The organism is Streptococcus sp. FSL R7-0248, assembly GCF_037967965.1.
Classification (GTDB): domain Bacteria; phylum Bacillota; class Bacilli; order Lactobacillales; family Streptococcaceae; genus Streptococcus.
In genome coordinates this window covers 463,909-483,966 of the sequence record NZ_CP150201.1, presented here as the reverse complement: position 1 = coordinate 483,966, position 20,058 = coordinate 463,909, and the positions used below count along the sequence as shown (strand labels likewise).

At 41.5% G+C, this 20,058-nt stretch carries 16 protein-coding genes and 1 pseudogene; 3 read left to right on the top strand and 14 right to left on the bottom strand.

Going from position 1 to position 20,058, the window contains the following annotated elements; genetic code table 11:
* Nucleotides 1-414: 414 nt before the first annotated feature.
* Nucleotides 415-1,788, bottom strand: a complete 1,374-nt coding sequence (locus NYE32_RS02435) for a hypothetical protein (RefSeq protein WP_156685445.1) — start codon at nt 1,786-1,788, stop codon at nt 415-417.
* A gap of 288 nt (nt 1,789-2,076) precedes the next feature.
* Between NYE32_RS02435 and NYE32_RS02430 the strand changes: the two genes are divergently transcribed.
* Nucleotides 2,077-2,835: a peptidylprolyl isomerase gene (locus NYE32_RS02430; RefSeq protein ID WP_002886160.1), complete on the top strand. Its 759-nt coding sequence runs from the start codon at nt 2,077-2,079 to the stop codon at nt 2,833-2,835.
* Between the two features lie 35 nt (nt 2,836-2,870).
* Here NYE32_RS02430 and NYE32_RS02425 read toward each other — a convergent pair whose 3' ends face one another.
* Complete coding sequence (locus tag NYE32_RS02425) at nt 2,871-4,772, bottom strand: beta-glucoside-specific PTS transporter subunit IIABC (RefSeq protein ID WP_156685444.1); 1,902 nt, start codon at nt 4,770-4,772, stop codon at nt 2,871-2,873.
* A 306-nt stretch (nt 4,773-5,078) separates the two neighbouring features.
* Here NYE32_RS02425 and NYE32_RS02420 point away from each other — a divergent pair, with 306 nt between their 5' ends.
* On the top strand, nt 5,079-5,714 hold the full coding sequence (locus NYE32_RS02420; protein WP_013990993.1) for a hypothetical protein: 636 nt from the start codon (nt 5,079-5,081) through the stop codon (nt 5,712-5,714).
* A gap of 69 nt (nt 5,715-5,783) precedes the next feature.
* Here the strand turns inward: NYE32_RS02420 and NYE32_RS02415 are convergent, their stop codons facing one another.
* The 9 genes and pseudogenes from NYE32_RS02415 to NYE32_RS02375 all read right to left on the bottom strand — a co-directional run bounded on the left by NYE32_RS02415 (nt 5,784) and on the right by NYE32_RS02375 (nt 16,974).
* Nucleotides 5,784-7,175 (bottom strand): amino acid permease, encoded by a 1,392-nt coding sequence (locus NYE32_RS02415; protein ID WP_156685443.1) that lies wholly within the window; start codon nt 7,173-7,175, stop codon nt 5,784-5,786.
* A gap of 167 nt (nt 7,176-7,342) precedes the next feature.
* The gene (locus NYE32_RS02410) at nt 7,343-7,600 is read right to left on the bottom strand and encodes a DUF896 family protein (RefSeq protein ID WP_002886085.1); all 258 of its coding nucleotides are present in this window, start codon (nt 7,598-7,600) and stop codon (nt 7,343-7,345) included.
* Nucleotides 7,601-7,633: 33 nt separating this feature from the next.
* On the bottom strand, nt 7,634-9,670 hold the full coding sequence (glyS, locus tag NYE32_RS02405) for a glycine--tRNA ligase subunit beta (protein WP_156685442.1): 2,037 nt from the start codon (nt 9,668-9,670) through the stop codon (nt 7,634-7,636).
* A gap of 281 nt (nt 9,671-9,951) precedes the next feature.
* Nucleotides 9,952-10,869 carry a glycine--tRNA ligase subunit alpha gene (glyQ, locus tag NYE32_RS02400; protein ID WP_002886077.1) on the bottom strand — a complete coding sequence of 306 codons (918 nt, stop codon included), beginning with the start codon at nt 10,867-10,869 and terminating at the stop codon, nt 9,952-9,954.
* 35 nt (nt 10,870-10,904) lie between these two features.
* Nucleotides 10,905-11,275 (bottom strand): annotated as a pseudogene (locus tag NYE32_RS02395) (GFA family protein).
* Nucleotides 11,276-11,546: 271 nt separating this feature from the next.
* On the bottom strand, nt 11,547-12,791 hold the full coding sequence (locus NYE32_RS02390) for a hypothetical protein (RefSeq protein WP_156685441.1): 1,245 nt from the start codon (nt 12,789-12,791) through the stop codon (nt 11,547-11,549).
* A 105-nt stretch (nt 12,792-12,896) separates the two neighbouring features.
* On the bottom strand, nt 12,897-14,045 hold the full coding sequence (nagA, locus tag NYE32_RS02385; protein WP_156685440.1) for an N-acetylglucosamine-6-phosphate deacetylase: 1,149 nt from the start codon (nt 14,043-14,045) through the stop codon (nt 12,897-12,899).
* An 84-nt stretch (nt 14,046-14,129) separates the two neighbouring features.
* Nucleotides 14,130-15,761, bottom strand: a complete 1,632-nt coding sequence (locus NYE32_RS02380) for a Na/Pi cotransporter family protein (protein ID WP_073687481.1) — start codon at nt 15,759-15,761, stop codon at nt 14,130-14,132.
* 136 nt (nt 15,762-15,897) lie between these two features.
* A complete protein-coding gene (locus NYE32_RS02375) occupies nt 15,898-16,974 on the bottom strand; it encodes an SH3 domain-containing protein (protein ID WP_060971869.1) in 1,077 nt (358 codons plus the stop codon).
* Between the two features lie 225 nt (nt 16,975-17,199).
* Between NYE32_RS02375 and NYE32_RS02370 the strand changes: the two genes are divergently transcribed.
* A complete protein-coding gene (locus NYE32_RS02370) occupies nt 17,200-17,709 on the top strand; it encodes a YgjV family protein (RefSeq protein ID WP_060971870.1) in 510 nt (169 codons plus the stop codon).
* Nucleotides 17,710-17,726: 17 nt separating this feature from the next.
* Here NYE32_RS02370 and NYE32_RS02365 read toward each other — a convergent pair whose 3' ends face one another.
* The 3 genes from NYE32_RS02365 to NYE32_RS02355 form a co-directional block, all read right to left on the bottom strand.
* On the bottom strand, nt 17,727-18,536 hold the full coding sequence (locus tag NYE32_RS02365) for a Cof-type HAD-IIB family hydrolase (RefSeq protein WP_155198060.1): 810 nt from the start codon (nt 18,534-18,536) through the stop codon (nt 17,727-17,729).
* A 164-nt stretch (nt 18,537-18,700) separates the two neighbouring features.
* Complete coding sequence (locus NYE32_RS02360) at nt 18,701-19,279, bottom strand: HD domain-containing protein (protein WP_156685439.1); 579 nt, start codon at nt 19,277-19,279, stop codon at nt 18,701-18,703.
* A 16-nt stretch (nt 19,280-19,295) separates the two neighbouring features.
* Nucleotides 19,296-19,952, bottom strand: coding sequence for a glucosaminidase domain-containing protein (locus NYE32_RS02355; RefSeq protein WP_107372647.1), 657 nt, complete (start codon nt 19,950-19,952; stop codon nt 19,296-19,298).
* Between the last annotated feature and the right edge of the window lie 106 nt (nt 19,953-20,058).

Below are 20,058 nucleotides of genomic sequence, written 5' to 3'. Positions count from 1 at the left end.
TATAAATAAAATAAATTGTAACATTAAGAACACCTCCTCAGATTTGTTACTTTAAATTTATCAAGCCCCATGACTAAAAGCACGCAACGAATAGTAAAATATGCGCAACGCCCTTAGAAACTAGGATGCAACGCCACAATTCATTACGCAACGAGGAGAATATTACATGTTGAGAGTGCGAAATGGCAGTACATGAGAATCTAAAGACAGTGGTGTGATAATAGAGAAGAAATAAATAACAATTGAAGTGATAAATAAGCCAATAAATCGTTTCCAGCTTCCTTTTTGATTGAGCTTTTCTACGGTCTCCTTAGTGACAAGAGACTGACTTTGCTCAATGTATAATTTAAAAATCTCAATAGTTTTCTCCTTTTATCAAGAAAAAACAGGAAGGTCTCCCCTCCTGTTCCTTAATTAATCCTCGCCATCTGGACCTGATTTATAAGTAAGGTAGAACGTATCTTCACCTTCTTTGGTATCAAATGACAAGTAAACACTCTTGAGTTTACCATCTCCAGCATCATAGTCACTATAAGAAATACTCATTTCTTTTTTGAATTCACCTTGACGAGATGTTGAGATTGTGTATTCTGCACTTGAAGCTTTAGGGTGATCCTTAACGATATCTTCAAGTTTCGTACCATTTGATGGATCAGTGTAATCACCCTTCTTGAGAGCATCAAACTGTTCTTTTGTCCAGTCAGCTTTGTAAGAGCGATCAACTTCTACCTTATCTTGAGGGAATCTACCTGAAGCATATGACAAGATAAATGTACCGTCATATTGTTTCTTAAAGTTTAGGTAAACACTTTCACCATAGTCTTTACCAGAGTAATTCAACTTCATCTCATCGCCAGAGATTTGTGCATCAGAAGCCTTACCATAAGTCTTGATGATAGACTTAACGGTATCCTTACCTGCTTTCAACTTCTTGAACTTAGATTCATTCCAGTCAAATTTAGCATTTTTGTCAATGTAGTCGTTGACATCAGTACTGTCACCTTTTGAGTCAGATTTAGAGTCAGATTTTGAATCGCTGTCATCATCTTTTTTGTCAGAGTCATCATCGTCTTTATCAGCAACTTTTGATGTCTTGCTTGAGCTTGTGTTGTCACTAGCGTTTTGAGAGATTTGGAAAATCAAACCACCAATAGAAACAAAGAGCATGAGACCAGCAACACCTGTTGCGATGATTGAAAGCAATTTCTTGCTTGATTTAAGGCTAAAGACAAGTGAAACAACTGCCACCGCAACTGCGAGGACTGTCAAGATGATGAAGAGCCAAGCAGGACCTACAAACCATGCCAAGACTGCAAAGATTACTGAAAGTGCAATCGCAACGATTGGCAAGATAAGATTGAAAAGAGGTTTATCTGCTGAGCCAGCTGCTGCTGGATTAGGAACTGTTCCAAATCCTTGAGCTGATGAGATAGGTGCCTTTTCAAACATGCTTGAATCAAATTGTGGTGTTGGTTGTTGCACAGGTGCTTCTGAGAAAGCTTCTGCACCAAATGGTGATTCACTGCTTGCTTGTTCTGCGACGGCATCCTCAGCTGTTTCAGCTACATCTGCGATGTCATCTTGTTCTGTGACTTCTTCAGTAGCAACTGGTTCTGGAGCTACTTCTTCAGCGACAGGTTCATTAGCTGGTGCTTCTACAGATGCTGCTTGAGCAGCCAAAGCACTTGTATCAAAGTCAGCTGCTTTAGCATCCAAAAATTCTTGGGGGCTAGGCTTACGCCCGTGTACCGACTCAAAGAGTTCAGCCCATTCTGCTTTAGTTGACATAAAAATCTCCTTTTTTCAAGAAATCCAAACAAGAGGTCCCTTCGACTTGGCGAAGTTTTCTATAGTTAGAATTTAGACACCTGTCTCTGGTAAGAGCAAGTAGCATGCGTCCTTTCAAAAGTCAGACCTTGCTTTTAGCCTGAGGCAACCTTTTTCCTATATCTAGTCCCATTGTTCATTTTCTTGTTGATAATCCCATTCTACCATATTTAAAGACCTCTGTTAACCGTTTCCCAAAAGGTTTTTTTCTGCTACAATAGTAGGTATAATGCACCAAAGGAGTTATATATGAAAAACATTAAAAAGTACATTCCATTAATTATTGTACTTGTTATCGCAGGACTAGGTTTTGCCTTTCGTGAGAACATCGCACGCGCTGTTCGTGGAGATGCTTATGTTGATAATAAGATATTCACTAAACAATTAGAAAAAGCCCAAAAATCTGGAAAAGATGCCTTTCCACAGTTGTCAGACAAGGTTGGTAAGGACGAAGCTGAAGTTATCCTCCACACTTCAAAGGGTGATATCACAGTCAAGCTCTTCCCTACACTTGCTCCTAAGGCTTCTGAAAACTTCTTGAAGCATGCTAAGGACAAATACTATGATGGGCTTACCTTCCACCGTGTCATCAAGGACTTCATGATTCAAAGTGGTGACCCTAAGGGTGACGGTACTGGCGGAGAATCTATCTGGAAGAAAGGTTTCGCTGTTGAGCCTACACCATTCCTCTACAACATCCGTGGCGCACTTGCTATGGCCAATACTGGTGCTAAGAATTCAAACGGCAGCCAATTCTACATTGTTCAAAACAAGGACGATCAAAGCAAGCAACTAGGAAATGCCGGCTATCCAAAACCTATCATTGACGCCTACAAAAAAGGTGGTTACCCAGCTGGTGATACCAAATATACTGTCTTTGGACAAGTCATCAAAGGTATGGATGTCGTTGATACCATCGCTAACCTTGAAGTCGATGACAACAGTAAACCAAAAGAGAATGTAACGGTTAATTCCGTTGAAGTTGTTAAAGACTACAAATTCAAATAAACAAAAATCCGAGAAGTTGATTCTCGGATTTCTTTTTATTTAACAGCAGTGAGGAGATAGTCACCAGTGTTAACACGAGCTTCTTTAGTCGTTAAGACATCATCAAAGTCAGCTGTATTGGTCACAATAACTGGCGTGATAACTGGTAATTTAGCCTCTCGGATAGTTGCTAGGTCAAATTCTATAAGTTTTTGTCCTGCTTCTACAACTTGACCTGCTTCCACATAGGTCTTGAAGCCTTTACCAGCAAGAGAAACAGTATCCATACCAATATGAATGAGAAGCTCTGCACCATTTTCAGTTGTCAAACCAATCGCATGACCAGTAGGGAAGACTAAATTAACAGTTGCCTTAGCTGGTGCGACCACTACCCCATCAGTAGGGTCAATAGCGATACCTTTACCCATAGCTCCTGAGGCAAAGACTTGGTCAGGAACTTGGTCAAGTGGGACAACATTCCCGATAATTGGGCTCGCAATAATTTCTTGTTGAATTTCCTTAGGAGCAGGTACAGCTTCTTCAGCTTTTTCCTCAACCTTAGCTGCTCCACCACCGTATAGATTTGGTACTCGTACAAAGAGTTGGATGAGGAAGGCAAGAACACCACCCACAATGGCAATAATAATGGCAAAGATAACTTTAGAAAGGTTACCGTCTGGCCCAATAAGGCTTGGGAAGACAAAGACACCCAGACCACCTATTGAATACGTCTTAATATCTAGGGCCATCATGACAGCCCCCATAAGTCCTGAAACACCACATGAAATGTAGAATGGCGTTTTCATTGGAAGGGTTACCCCATAGATAGCAGGTTCTGTAACCCCAAAAATAGATGAAATGAAGGCTGGCATTGAGATGGTACGGACTTTTTCTTCTTTCGTTTTAAGCATGATAGCTCCCAACACACCTGTTTGCGTAAAGCATGGAAGGATAGCTGCTGAAAGAATCGTAGAACTTCCGTTTGTTGCCACATCTAGGATAGCAAGGGGAACAAGCGCCCAGTGCATTCCGAACATAACCAAGACTTGCCACGAGATACCGAGTATAAGACCAAAGACAATCGGACTAAAGTTCATGATCACTTGGAAAAGATTTGTCAATCCATCAGAGAAGGTATTAGCAACTGGTCCTACCACCAAGAATGTTAATGGTACCGTAATGAGCAATGTAAAGAAAGGTACTACAAAGACTTTAATGACATCAGGAGTAATCTTGGTAAAGAATTTTTGAATGTAAGAAGCCACCCAGATTGCCAAGATAGAAGGCATTACTGTTGAGAGGTAACCCCCTGCAGGAAGCGCAAATGGAATAACCCCTAAAACATGACCCTGACCAGCTTTCTGAAGAGCAGTCACCATCGTAGCAATATCAGGATAAACAAGTGCCGCTGCAATCGCAATAGCTGTAAACTCATTAACCTTGAAACGACGAGCAGATGTCAAGGCAATCAAGATTGGCAAGAACTGGAAGAAACCATCTCCTGCTGCATTCAAGATGACATACATAGGGCTTGTTGCAGCTGACAGGCCACAGGCTGCCATGACAGCGACTATTCCTTTGATAATCCCGGCTGCAGCCAAAGGCCCAAGGAAAGGTTGGAAAATACTTGAAACCAAAGATACAAAGCGGTCAAAGAGATTCCCTTTAGGCGCATCACCTTCATCAAGATCAAGACTACCACCCGCTGGAAGACCGCCAACCTGGAGGACCTCCGCATAAACATCAGGGACATGGTTACCGATAACCACCTGATATTGACCACCTGCCTTAACAACAGTAACAACACCGTCACGGTTCTTAAGGTAGTCATCATCTGCTTTAGATTCATCTTTTAAATCAAAGCGCAAACGTGTCACACAGTGTTTCAAGCTATTGACATTTTCCTTGCCACCAACGTGTTTGAGAATGTCCTCAGCTAATTCAGTATATTTAGCCATAAGGGCTCCTTTCTTGTCTAGGATTCTAGTTTTCTTTGAGGCTTTTTCAACGAAAAAAACCTAAATAAATACCAAGAACCAATTGGGATAAGCATACACTACTCCCATTAGTTTTTCGTATTTATCTAGGTTTTGCCTGCTGACCAGTAACAATCCTTTTGCTATGGTTCTATCTTATCAGAGTCCAAACATTTTTGCAAACCCTTACATAATTGTTTTTTGTTTTTCGAGGTAAATTCTTGACCAAGAGTATAAGTCATGATAAACTATTGTTAGTTTATAAACTAACAGAAAGAGAGTTACACGATGAAAACAAGAGCAATTATTGAATTTAAAGATACATACGCTAGCATGGAATGCCACAAGCTTGGTTACCAAACCAAGGAAACTGCCTTGGCTATTATTTCCCCTACTGGACATATTCTATCAAGTACACCGCTTTTCAGAAAGGCATATGGTTCGAACACTGCTCACATCGACCAGCTTCCTTTCAATATAGATAATCTCAGTATCACAGCAAAAGGTCTCAGTAAGAAAGCCAAAGCCAACTTGGAAGATTGGATTGCCCATACTATCATTCTTCCAATGGACTATGATAAGTACTTTACTAAGCATCAAGAACTTTTGCACCTCCTAGCAGAATCACCTATCGTTGAGTCTGTCCAAGCCTTGACTTATAAGACAGTTAAAATCCATTTTTCTGAAGCACTCAATGATGAGCATATTCGTCAACTACAAGGGTTTATTCTTGCTCAGGCAGGTATTTATAGCTATATTGGGACATCTACAGTTTCAGACCGAAATGCCTACCAGGCTCTTGAATGGGCTAAACTTGATGTTAATGGTCGTTCACACAACGATCATAAGCCTGCTATTTTTCATCGTAGCAAAGGCCTCTTAGGTGGCTTCTTTCACCACGGAAATCAAGAAAGTATTGCATAACTAATAACTGGGACACCTTGTGTCCTTTTTTGCAACAAAAAACTCACCATAAAGGTGAGCTAGATTGATTTATTTACTATGTTTCCAGTTACTATAGATACTAAATACCACAATCCAGATGGCTGCTCCAATAGCTCCGACAACTGTTGACTTTTGCAAGAAGAGACAAACAAAGACGAAGATGAAGAAAAGGATAGTCAATGGATTAAGAATCTTGTAGGCTGGCATAAGGAATCCATCTGCCATAAACTCTTGAGATTTACGGTACTTGAGATGAGCAAGCATAGTCAAGATATAGATGGCAATGTAGACCCCTGATGATGATGCGGTAATCAAAGCGAAGGCATCAGATACACCAGGCAAAACATTGATGAAGGCTGAAACACATACTACAATGGCTGAAACAATGATGGCACGTGAAGGAATACCATTACGTGACAAAGTATCTAGCTTCAATGCTTTCATGACTTTACTATTTGGTGTTTCCTTAGCAATTTGGAAGAGGTGACGACCTGTTGAGTAAAGTGTTGAATTCAATGATGACGCCGCTGCTGTCAAGACAACAAAGTTAATGAAGGCTGCTGCCCACTTGATACCAGCCATTTGGAAGACCGTTACGAACGGTGATTCATTAACTGGAAGTTTTTGCCATGGGAAGATAGCCATGAGGGCAATGAGGGCACCCACATAGAAGATGACAATACGAATCGGAATCTCCTTGATTGCCTTTGGTAAGACCTTACGTGGATTCGCTGTCTCAGAAGTTGTAATCCCTACAAATTCGATGGCTTGGTAAGCAAAGAAGACCATTTGGAAGGTCATAACAAAGCTTACCCAACCTTTAGGGAACATCTGAAAGCCGTGTGTAATATTGGAAAGGCTAGCATGTCCAGCAGGCGTTTCAAAGTTAGTTGCTACCATGAAGATACCTGTTGCGATAAGAGCAAGAATGGTGATAATCTTGATCATCCCAAACCAAAACTCAACTTCCCCGAAAATCTTAACCGCAATCAGGTTAACCGAGCTCAGGATAATCAAGAAGACAATCTGAATCTGCCAGGCAGGCCAACTTGGAAACCAGAACTGCACATAGTTCGATACAGCCGTAATTTCTGCCATCCCAAGAAATACCAGTGATACCCAGTAAGACCAACCTGAGAAGAATCCCCAACCCTTACCAAGGTATTTGGTAATAAAATTGATAAAGGTGTGTTGGTCAGGATCCATATAGAGCATCTCACCGATCGCTCGCATCATAAGATACATGAAAATACCAGTTAGTATATATACTAAGATGATTGAAGGTCCTGTTAGGGAGAGAGAACGCCCTGCCCCGAGGAAGAGACCTGTACCGATCGTACCAGCGATGGCAATCAGCTGGACGTGACGGTTTTGAAGACCACGCACCATCCCATTCTCAGTCTGGTTGTCGTCGTCTTTATGATGTTGCTTTTGCGACATTTTTTTCACTCCAATTCTATTAAGCAAGACTCATTGAGTCCTGCAATTTTTAACATAACTTATATTGTACCATTTTTGAAATAATTAGTCAATATTATACAGAATATTCAGAATTTTATACTTCAAAACAAGGGCTTGGAAAACTTCCAAACCCTTGTTACTAGTTATTATGATTCAGGATCATCAAGGCTACGACCATGCAAGCCTTTTTCACGTTGGACTTGACGTAGTTTTTCAGGTGTCACATCGTTACCTTCTTCGTCAACCACTTTAATTCCTTCGATGTGGTGACGAACTGAGCGACGATAACCCTCAATGTATTCTTCACGAAGTTTTGCTTGTTCTACCTCTTCTTCTGGTGTCAAGCCTTCTGTTTTTTTCTTTTTGGCAAGCTCATTGATACGAGCAATTTTTTCAGGTGTCATAATAAGACCTACTTTCTACCTGTCAACAGGTACTTATTTTGTATTCAATTGATTAAAGGCTGCAACAGCTTTGGCTTTAGCCACAAGACCCGAAAGAAGGGCCAAACGGTTATTTTTAACAGCCTCATCTTCTGCCATAACCATAGTATTGTCAAAGAAGGCATCGATGACTGGGCTAAGAGCGAAAAGCTGAGCCAATTTGTCACTAGCTGAACCAGTCAATTCAAGCTCTTCAATTGCTTTATAAAGGGCTTTTTCTTGATCATTTTCAAAGAGACTAGCGTCGACTGCTACTGAAGCATCTGCTTTTTCTGCCAAGTTGAAGGCACGTGAGAGTGATTCAACAGCTGCCTTGTAACTATCAGCCTTAGCAGCTTCTGAGAGGGCGTCAGCTGCTTCAAGCATATCCGCAACCACGAAGTTTGAACCAGCAAGAACGGCTTCTTTGATATCTTTTGATGTGCGTCCCATCATCTTGTCCACACGCGCTTTGATGAAGTTGATGACTTCTGCTTGATTGTCATAAGAAAGACTATCAAATGAAAGGGCGTAAAGGCTGTCGATCAACTCATCCATAGGGATGTGCCAACCAAAAGCATCCAAGATACGAACAATCCCTTGCGTTGCACGACGAAGCGCATAAGGGTCATTAGAACCTGATGGAATCAAGCCAACTGAGAAGAAGGAAAGGAGAGTATCCAATTTATCTGCAAGCGCAAGGATGGCACCAACCTTAGTCTCTGGAAGAGCTCCGTCTGCTGAATCAGGAAGGTAGTGCTCACGGATAGCTGTCGCAACCGCAGCATCCTCACCAGCAAGGAGGGCGTATTTTTCACCCATGATTCCTTGCAATTCATCGAACTCTCCGACCATACCAGTCAAGAGGTCAAATTTATAGATTTCAGCTGCACGCGCTACGGCTGCCCTTTCTTCGGCAGTCAAACCAGCTTGCTCAGCCAAGGAAGCGGCAATGACACCAGCACGGGCCATGTGTTCTGAGAGGGAACCGATTTTTTCATGGAAAGTCACGTTAGCCAATTTAGCAACCAGGTCTTCAATCTTGAGTTTTTGGTCTTCACGCCAGAAGAATTCACCATCTTCGAGACGGGCCACCAAGACTTTTTCATTTCCTCGGATAACATTTTCCAAGTGCTCGGCGTTACCGTTACGGACTGAGATGAAGTTTGGTTTCAACTTACCATCAAGGTCACGTACAACAAAGTAACGTTGGTGGGTTTCCATTGAGGTCACCAAGACTTCTTCTGGAACGTCCAAATACTTAGTATCGAAACTTCCCATAAATGCAGTTGGGTATTCGACCAAGTTCAAGACTTCATTCAAAAGTCCTTCTTCGATTTGGACTTGAACACCTTGTTCTGCTTCGATAGCTTTGATTTGCTCACGAATCATGTTTTCACGTTCTTTGCTATCCGCAATCACGTAAACAGTACGAAGGTCTTCCTCATAAGAATCCGCATTGGTAATTTCCACTTCATGTCCAAGGAAACGATGTCCGCGACTCACACGACCTGACTTGATATCCAAGAAATCAAGGTCAAGCGCTTCGTCGCCCAAAAGAACTGTCAAGGTGTGAACTGGGCGAATGTATTCAAATGTGTTGTTAGCCCAGTGCATGCTGACAGGGAAAGTCAATGAAGCAAGCACTTCTGGAACGCCAGCCAAGACTTCTTTGGCAGGTTTTCCAGCTTCATGTTTCGTCACGTAAACGTATTCTTCACCTTTGACTTCACGGAATTCGATATCGTCAACAGTCAAGCCTTTCCCACGGACAAATCCTTGCGCCGCTTTTGAGAAGTTACCTTCTGCATCCAAAGCGATTTTCTTAGAAGGGCCTTTAAAATCTTCGGTCAAATCGGATTGTTGATCAGCCAAACCAATCACACGGACTGCCAAACGGCGTGGTGTTGAGAAGGTTTGAATGCTTTCGTATGAGAGACGGTTGTTATCCAAGAAGGCTGCCATTTTTTCACCGAGTTGTTTTTCACTTGGTGTGACAACGTAGGCTGGCAACTCTTCAAGTCCAAGTTCTACTAATAAGTTTTTTGTCATGTTTTTTCCTTTACAAAATTCTTTTTTCGATAGGCGCCTTAGGTACTGGGGACGTTGCTAACTAACTTTGTGAGGCTGTATAGAAATCTGGTGTCTCCTTGACATAGATTTCCAACAGTCTCATCAAAGTGGATTTAGCTAACTGATTTTTGAACCTAACGTTTCAAAAATTCCCATATACCAGTACAGCGGTGCCTATCCCTTTAGCAAGTCTTCGACTTGCCTCTGGGTAGCCATGTGGGCTCACTAGGTTCGCCCATTTTCCATTCTTGTAACTTTGCTTATTCTTCCTCTTCTGCTAGGAGTTTTGCGCGTGTGGCTTCATCAAGAAGTGGGTAACCAAGTTTCTTACGTTCTGCAACGAAGGTTTTGGCTACGACACGGGCCAAGTTACGGATGCGGGCAATGTAACCGGCACGTTCTGTAACAGAAACAGCGCCACGAGCATCTAGCAAGTTAAAAGTATGTGAACATTTCAAAACGTAGTCATAGGCAGGGTGAACAAGACCCAATTCCAAAGCACGTCCTGCTTCTTTTTCAAATTTTTCGAAGTTTTCAAGAAGCATGTCTTGGTCAGAAACTTCAAAGCTGTATTTTGAGTGTTCGTATTCTGGTTGAAGGAAGATTTCCCCGTATTTAACGCCTGGAGCCCACTCAATATCGTAAACAGAATCTACTTCTTGGATGTAAGAAGCCAAACGTTCCAAACCATAAGTGACCTCAGAAGTTACCGGACCAGTTGCCAATCCACCAACTTGTTGGAAGTAGGTGAACTGAGTGATTTCCATACCGTCAAGCCAAACTTCCCAACCAAGACCAGCTGAACCAGTTGATGGGTTTTCCCAGTTATCTTCAACGAAACGAATATCGTGTTCCAAAGGATTGATGCCCAATTTTTCCAATGACTCAAGGTAGAGCTCTTGGATGTTTGATGGAGAAGGTTTCATAACCACTTGGAATTGGTGGTGTTGGTAAAGGCGGTTTGGGTTTTCCCCGTAACGACCATCTGCTGGACGACGAGATGGCTCTACATAAGCCGCATTCCATGGCTCAGGACCAATGGCACGAAGGAAGGTGTAAGGACTCATAGTTCCCGCACCCTTTTCATTATCATAAGCCTGCATGAGCATACACCCCTGGTCATTCCAGTATTGTTGCAAAGTAAGGATAATTTCCTGGAAGGTTAGTTTTTTAGACATTATTTACTCCTTTAATTTATATTATCTTTTTAGGTTTATTTATCAAGCAACCAAGAAAAAGCTGGATCCTGAAAAATATGACGTTTGGGAATAGTTTGTAAATTCTGATCGCATTCATCTATTGTACCTAATTTCAAAGCACAGACTTCTGGTATATTTTCTTGAATAGTGAAAATTTGACTATGACAGTTCTGGCAGTAATAACGCTGTTTTCCTGGAGAAGAACTATACGTAACAAGCTTTTCTTTTCCATGCAATACTAGATTTTTACTGCTAACTTTAGCATTAACTGTATAGGCAGACGCAGTTGCTTTCCGACAGAATGAACAGTGGAAAAAACTAATTCAGATAATTCCTCATCTAGAGTGTAAGTCACTGCTTTACATAAACAAGATCCTTTAAGCATTGTACTCCTTTCTACCTAGGCATTAGACGAATTCAAAAAGAACCGAATTTCAACACCCAAGCCTTGCGACTAGGGGCGTCAGAAACGCGGTTCCACCCTAATTTATTACTTCATTTTATCTGTTTGTCTTCAGCTATTTGCTGATAGAAAGCGCCACTGCTCATTTTGCTCTACTTGGCTTTCACTATCCCAAGCTCGCTAGAAAAACGCCATAAGCCCTTCTTTCTTGTCAGTATTATAGCAGAAATAGAGAAACTTGTAAAATAAAATTCTAATCATTCTTACTAATCCCCATTTCCTGACGAACATGTGCATGGGAGTCTTCATGGAGAATATCATTATCAAGAATTGAGGCTTCTCGAAGTTGTTCTGCCTCTTTCTTGTCTCGATGGGTCAAGTCTTGATTGGGATCATAAGCTTTCTCAACGATGGACAAGAGATGATTTCGAATTTCCTTTTCCTTACGAATCTTAGCTTTTTTGCGGTAGCTAGCAACAACTAGCACTACCAACATCAGCATTCCCAAATAACCGATAATAGGATACATAACCGCTACCAGTTGACGGAAGCCCATGAAGGAAATAGCAAAGCCAGCAAGGGCAAATGCAGCCACGAAGAACTTGAAACGTTTCTCACTACCTGCTGAAAAGCGTTTACCAAGGGCATAGTAGAGACTAAAGACGGTATTAAAAATCAAACCAAAAATCACCAAGGCGTAAAGTGTCGCAAAGATAGGATTCACTTCCTTAGCAATAGCCAACATAGGAACATCCGAGCTAGCAATTTTATCACTGTTAGCAAAGAGGATCAATGTTGTGACAAAGAAAATCACACCAACCATAAACCCTCCCCAGGCTCCGCTCTTTTCAGCTTCATTGATTTTGAGAATAGAGCCACCCATCACAAAGGCCATGGCTATGGCTGACATGACACAAACGGCGAAATAGTTAACCACAGACAGCCAAATACTCGGAAAAGGAGATTGAATGGTTTGCGACACCTTATCCATCTCAGCAAAATCCCAGTGACGTCCTAAAACATTGGTCACGAATATCATGGCAATCATAACCAAAATCATAGGGGTAAAAACTCCAATAACACCGATGATTTTTTTGAAATCTAGGAAACTCACAAAGATAGTCAGAGCTGTACAAAGGAAAGCACCTACCCAAATCGGAAAGCCGAACTGCTGGTTTAGGTTAGCCCCTGCACCTGCTGTCATCACAAAACCAAACAGGAAACAAGTGATAATCAAAGCGATATCCAAAATACGGTAAATCACAGGATGACTGATTTCTGCCAGGACTACCGAATGGTCATCTGAGCGGTAATAACTTCCCAGAACAATCATGAGTCGCCCAAAGCCAACATGCAAAATTCCTAGAACTATGACACCTATCAGTCCCCAGGCTCCAAAACTAACAAAATACTGTAAGAGGTCCTGTCCTGAAGACACCCCTGCACCAATCATTACACCGACATAGGCCAGGGCAATGCTCCAAATACGTTTTGACATATTACCTCCTGTAAAATAAAAAGTATTTCTATTTTACACTACTCTGACACCTTTGTAAAAATCAATTAAAAACAGCACCTTCATAAGAAAGTGCTACTCATACTCTTATTTTTCCCAACCTTTTCGTCCATCAATATAGGTTGCTTGTAAGTCCAAGGAGTCATCTAAGACGATAAAATCAGCTGGTAGACCTGCTTTTAGGCTTCCGCAAGTATTTTCAAGTCCAACCGATTTAGCTGGAACACTAGTTGCCATTTGTAGAGCTTGAGCAACCGTCACAAGCCCCCAGTCAACCACGTGTTTGACACCGTCTTTAAGTTGTAGGATAGATCCAGCTAGGTTACCACCTTCTTTGAGGCGGGCAGTACCATTTTCGACGATGACAGGAAGTTCACCCAGCATATAGTCGCCATCCGGACGTCCTCCCGCTGACATACAGTCTGTAATAAGGGCAACTCCTCGAGGTGTCTTTTGCTTGATAAGAACCTTACAAGCTGCAGGGACCACATGATGACCATCAGCGATCAACTCACCAATCGTTTCTGGACTATCGAAGGCTGCCCCAACCATACCAGGCTCACGATGTGTAAAACCACGCATTCCGTTGTAGACGTGAACCCAAACGGATGCCCCGGCTTCCACTGCTGCCATGGCTTCTTCATATGTGGCATTGGAATGACCTAGAGCAATAGTTACGCCTTGCTTGGTTGCTTCTTGGATAAATTCAGCCACTCCCTCACGTTCAGGGGCAAGAGCCAATTTAATCAATTTCCCTTGAGCCGCCTCCTGCCATGACTTCAATTGTTCCACACTTGGATTGCCCATGTATTTAGGATTTTGAGCCCCCTTATAGGTCTCAGTGAAATAAGGTCCTTCAAAGAAGAGCCCTTGAATTTTGGCACCAGTTTCCTTACCAACCGTACTAGCTGTTGTTTGGCAAATAACCTTCAACTCTTCAAATGGGGCTGTTAGGGCTGTCGGTAAGAAGGAGGTCACACCTGCTGAAAGCAAGGCTTGACTCATACCTAGAAGACTTTCCTCAGAATTATCCATGACATCATAACCCGCAAATCCATGAATATGAGTGTCTACAAGACCCGGAGCAATCTGATAATTACTGTAATCCAATACCTCTGCACCTTCTGGTATCTTTTCCGACCAGTCGCCGAAACGACCATCTACAACCGCTAGGTAGCCCCCTTCCTTGATTTTATTCTCAAAGTAAAAACGTTTGGCTGAAATATAATAGGTCATAGGACCACCTCTCATCATTTTTCTATATTCTTAATACGCTTTCATTATATCAAAAAAGCCGAGAAATTTTCTCGACTTTCTCTATTAAATCACACCTTCTGTAACCTTTTCAACAAGATTAATCGCATGGTCTGCGATACGTGTGTAATGTGAGAGGTAATCAACATAGTTGATACCTGCTTGCGCAGTACATTCACCATTGTTAAGACGTTTGGTATGTGTTTTACGCAATTGTTTTTCAAGTTTTTCCAATTCTTCATGACGAAGGATAACTTGACCTGCAAGTACCTTGTCATCATCTACAACCACACGAATACTATCAAGGGCGATACGGTGAGTACGGTTGTAAACATCCGCAAGCTCAGCCTTGGCAGTATCAGAGAATTCAATTCCCTTATTATGAATATGTTGTGAAAGGTTTGCACTTGCAACTGCAAGGTCACCAATACGCTCCAAGTCACGAACAGAGTCAAGCACACTTGCCAACACTTCATTTTCAGAAACGCTTAGGGATTCGTTAGAGATGTCAATCAAGTAAGTTGTCAACTCTTCGTCAATACTATTAACTGCTGTTTCATACTTCTCAACCTTATCGAAGTATTTCTCATCTCCCTTAGCAAAGAAAGCATAGGAAGCTTCCAAAGACTGGATGGCGTATGACGCCAAGTGTACCAATTCTTTCTTAGCATTACCAAGGGCAATAGCTGGTGCCTGTGTGATAAGCAAACGGTCCAAGTAGAGTGCTTCGTACTTGTTAATCTCATCTTCACCAGGAATAATCTTAGTTACAAGGTAAGCTAGAACTCCGATGAATGGGAATTGAACGATAGTATTTGCAATGTTAAAAGTACCGTGAGCAAAGGCGATGGTCATCTCAGGTGTCAATCCAAGCACAGATTTAAACCATTGAATCAAGGCTGTGAATGGTACCAAGAGAATCAAACACAAGACCGTCCCAATAACATTGAACAGGACGTGAGCCCCTGCCACACGTTTAGCTGCAATGTTTGAACCAAGAGCAGCTAGAACCGCTGTGATTGTTGTCCCGATATTATCCCCAAAGAGGATTGGAAGGGCACCTTGCAGGTCAAGCAAACCACCTGAGTAGAGACTCTGAAGAATACCGATGGTCGCTGCTGATGACTGAATCAACATAGTCAAACCAGCACCAATGATAACCCCCATGACTGGGCGATCACCCAAGGTTGCCAAGTAGTCCTTAAAGGCTGTAACTGACTTCAAAGGTTCTACCGCATCTCCCATAAGGTTAAGGGCAAAGAAAATCCCCCCAACACCAAACAAGATACGACCTAGGTTATTAAGCTTCTTATTGCTTGTGAAGAAGAGAAGCGCAGCCCCCAGGAAAATCACTGGAAGGGCATAATCTCCTAGCTTGAAACCAATCATGAAGGAAGTTACGGTTGTTCCGATGTTTGCCCCCATGACAATACCAATAGCCTGACGAAGACTCAAAAGCCCTGCCGAAACCAGACCGACGACAATAACAGTAACCCCTGAACTCGACTGAATCAAGGCCGTCATGACAATACCAATCAAAACCCCTAAAAACGGGTTGCTGGTATACTTATCGATGTAAAAACGCAACTTATCTCCGGCTGCTTGTTGAAGACCATCTCCCATGTACTTGATACTAAAGAGGAAAAGCCCCAAACCACCGAGGAAAGAAAACGCAATATCTTGCCAATTTACTGACACATTTTTGTCCTCATTATTTAAAATTTTTCGGTAAAACCGACCTTTCTATTGTATCTATTTATTAAGGAATTAACAAGACCTTTCCCCAAAATAATAGAAAGATCAGAAGAAAATCTGACCTTTCTAGATATCTCAATTAATCCACTTGAACATAACGGCGAACACCACTATAGCTGATGTAAGAAATCCAACTATGACCATCTTGAATAACCTTCATATCAAAGTTAATCTGATCACCTGCTTCTAAGTAAAATTCAACTGGAGCCTTATCACTAGGAGTATTTTTGACAGCCGTACGTTTGGTAAGCTTGTAGCTGCCAGATTCTGCTATGCCACCATCAATTGGAAGTTGATTGTCAGTAACTGTCACGTCTTTAGGTAGCGTCATATTATCTGATTCTTTTAAGTAGACCTTTGTTCCTCCAGTACTGGTTACTTGAATGGTATCTTGTTCGTAGCTTGGACCAGAAATAGCTGCTTTTTTAGAGACAAAGCTAATATCTCCAACGATACCAGAGGTGTCCCCCCTATCTCTTGAGAGGGTAGCATCATACTTACCTGAGCCCTCTTGATAATCATCTTTCGGGTGTACATAATTATGAACTGTCGCTTGGCCTTGTGCAGTTATATCTCCTACTAGGCTAGTGTTGTCAAAGACCAAACGACTGCCATCACTAGACTTCCAAGTTCCGGCAATACTATCAAACTGACCACGCGCTACCGCACTCACATCCATATCTACAGTGGTCACTTGCATATCCGTTTTAGCTTGAGCTTGGCTGCTAGATTGACTACTTGAAGCTTGACTATCACTTGAGCTCTTTGGCGCTTGGGATTGACTGGCTGAAGACTGACTCTCGTTTGAAGATTTAGGAGCCTGTGACTGACTGCTTGAGGGAACTGATGAACTATTTGAAGATGATGACTGAGTCTGACTACTGCTTGAACTTGGTGCAGAAGACTTTTTACTACTTGGTGCACTTGAAGATTCAGTATTTGAACCAGAAGACTCCTTGACTTTAGCACTAGGCTTGCTGGTCTTACCACTATCTTTATTGGATGATTTAACTCTACTTGATGAGGTCACCTGGCTACTCTTAGGCGTCTTATCTGCTGAACTCGATTCCTTATGGCTGGAACAGGCCGTCAGAAAAGCCATTGAGGAAAGGGTAACCATTGAAAGCACGATTGCTTGGGAAAATTTGTTTTTCATAATCATTTCCTCATTTCTAGTCTTTCATAAAAAGTAAAGATAGGGCCTATATTATAAGGAAACATCAGGTTCTCTCTACTTTTAAGGGAAGAATATCTTCTACACTTTTATTATATCATTTTCTAATGTAAACGCTAACATGTTAGCCTTGTAAATCCTAAAATAGAGATGAAAATATCTTGAATCCTTGTGATATAATAGAGACAAAAAATTGAAAGTTATACCATGACATTCTATCTTCTAGCACAAGTATTCTCAGCCATAGGTGCCCTATGTGTCGCCATATCCTCTTTTGCAAAATCAAAAAATAACATGCTCGTCTGGCAAATTACCGACTATATTTTTACTGCTATTGCCAACCTGCTTCTCGGAGGCTATACCGGTGCTTTAACCATTAGTATTTCCATCATACGTAATAGCCTGATGGTCAAAAAGAAGATGACCAAGACTATCTTGACCATCCTCATCATTATTCAAATCATCGTCGGAACCTATCTCAATCAACTTGGGATTATTGGTTATTTACCTATCATCTCTTCAGTTTCCTATAGCCTAGCTATTGCTGCCACACCAAACCTTCAGTGGCTTCGCTGGGTCATTATTGAAAATATGTTACTTTGGCTAATTTACGATTTGACCATTCAGGCTTACCCAGCTGCCATCACTGATGTCACTATCACACTTACTACTCTCATTGCCATTATCAGAAATCGAAAAACCTTTAGCAAACAATAAAGCTAAAGGTCTTTTTCTTATAGAGCCCAAGTACGAATGGCGTGTGCCACACCTGCCTCGTCATTTGTCAAAGTCACATACTTACACAAAGCCTTAATGCCGTCACTCGCATTACCCATGGCAACGCTTTGACCGACGAATTGAAGCATTTCAAGGTCATTGGCAGCATCGCCTAGAGCCATGATTTGATCTGGGTTAATGTCAAGCTTTTCTGCTAAATGTTTAAGCCCGCTAGCCTTTGTTGCCCCTTGTGGCATGATTTCAAAGATATAGTCTTGACTACGAACTGTACTATAGCTCTGACTAAGTCCATCTTGCACGGCATTTTGGAAGGCGTCCAAAGGTTCAGAATCAGCCATATACATGGCTTGGAAAATCACTTGACCTTCCGCAAAGATTTCTTCCAAACTCCTAGCTTTCGCTTCTGTGAAGACAGTGCTAGCATCATAAGCTACTAACTCAGGCACCTCATCGCCCACAACATAGTAAGTCTTTTCTCCAGTCAAGGTTAGAGCCACCTCTGGAAAATCTTCGCAAGCCTGCAAGAGTTCTTCCATTTCAGGGCGAGATAAACTTTCAGATTGAAGCAAGGTCCAATTTTTAGTTTCATAAGTAGAGCAACCATTGTTCATGATAATGTACTCTTCTTCACTCAGTCCTAATTTCTCAAAATGTGGAAGAATGCCTGAACGTGGGCGTCCTGTACAAAGGACAATTTTGATACCTGCCGCAGCCGCTTCTTGAATAGCCTTGATATTCTCTTCAGGAATCTCTTTTTGGCTATTTAAGAGCGTCCCGTCCATATCTATTGCTATCAATTTAATCATACTATCTAACCTTCTCTCTTTCAAGGGAGTGCAAAAATCCATCGAGGTGTGCATCTCAATTCCTAATGTAACTACCTCCATTATAACACATAAAAATCAAAAAAGACGTGCCGAATCGACACATCATGTTGTCTATAAACCATTCCGTAGGGGGCCTATTGATATTACAAATACAAGCCCTTTTCTACACTTTTCTTAACCAACTCTTCCGTCAGCTTCCATAACTCTTCAGACTCACTTTTTATAAATTTTTTCTTTTCTAATACCATGTCTGAACTAATATTATCTGGATTATAATTACATTCTGACACTTCCAAGTGATTTATTAGTGGTACCAATGCGTCAATGACTCTTGCATATCTTGCCTCAGCACTCTGCCCTTTTTCAAATTCTAGCCAAGATTTTTTCATATTCAAATATTTTTCTTCTGGAAGGATGCTCATTGTTTTTTTAATAGATTCTAGCTCTCTATCATGAGAGTGAACCTTTTTTTTATCGTCAAAAACCCAAGTATCTCCAGCATAAATCTCACCTAGATCATGAATCAGTAACATAGAAATGACCTTTTCCATATTCAATTTTTCAGGATAATAATCTTGAAAAACCATCGCAGCTATCGCACCCTGCCAGGAATGCTCAGCGCTATTTTCAAATCTTCCATCAAGGGTTCTATTAAATCTTGTTACGGACTTCAATTTCTCTATTTCTTTAATAAAATCAACTGTTTTATCTAAATCACTCATTGTCGCTCTCACCTTCCTAATAAGTGTCATAAATGGTTAACTGATATTGTTCAATGATGCTGTTCAATTTATCCCCATAGGTTGTATCTGTTGCATAAACCCCTGTTAGGGCAGCCGTTGCATCCTTATAATTCTTAGTCTTGGAACGGTGTACACCTACATAGTAGCTGCCCTCAAGGAAGTCTACGTAGTCCTGTAAAGAATTTTCCACAGAGCCATAAGAACGAAAAGCTGCATCAATATAGTAAGGATTGCCCTTACCATCATCCTCCCAGGTTGGTAGGGTTACACTTTGACCATTGTAGTCCCCCTTAATCCCAAAGAAGTTATAGGATGGCTTCTGACTCAAACTGGATTGTCCAGAGTCAGATTCCAAGATGGCCTGAGCAATCATGACAGATGCATAAAGATCGTTTCTAGCCGCCAAATAGCGGGACGTCTCGCCAATCTCGGCAATAAAAGCAACCGTCGTCTCATCCGTAGATGTCATGTTCTTTTCCATGGTCAACCTTGGAAAATTCAAACTAGCAAGGAGTCCCAATAAGGCAAATAGGCCAATAAAAATCAGACTCCACTTCTGGAAAAATTTAGGAAAGAGCAAGAAAGACTTCTTTTTCTTTTTAGTTTTCTTAGGTCTAGCTTTCGTGTTGCTTTTCTTTTTTCCTTTTGCCAATCGGTCACCCCCTCAATCATACTAACTCCTCTAAGTATATCAAAATTCACTAAAAAAGACCCAAACCAACCGGTTTAAGCCTCCATTATATTAAATGGCGTCTCCA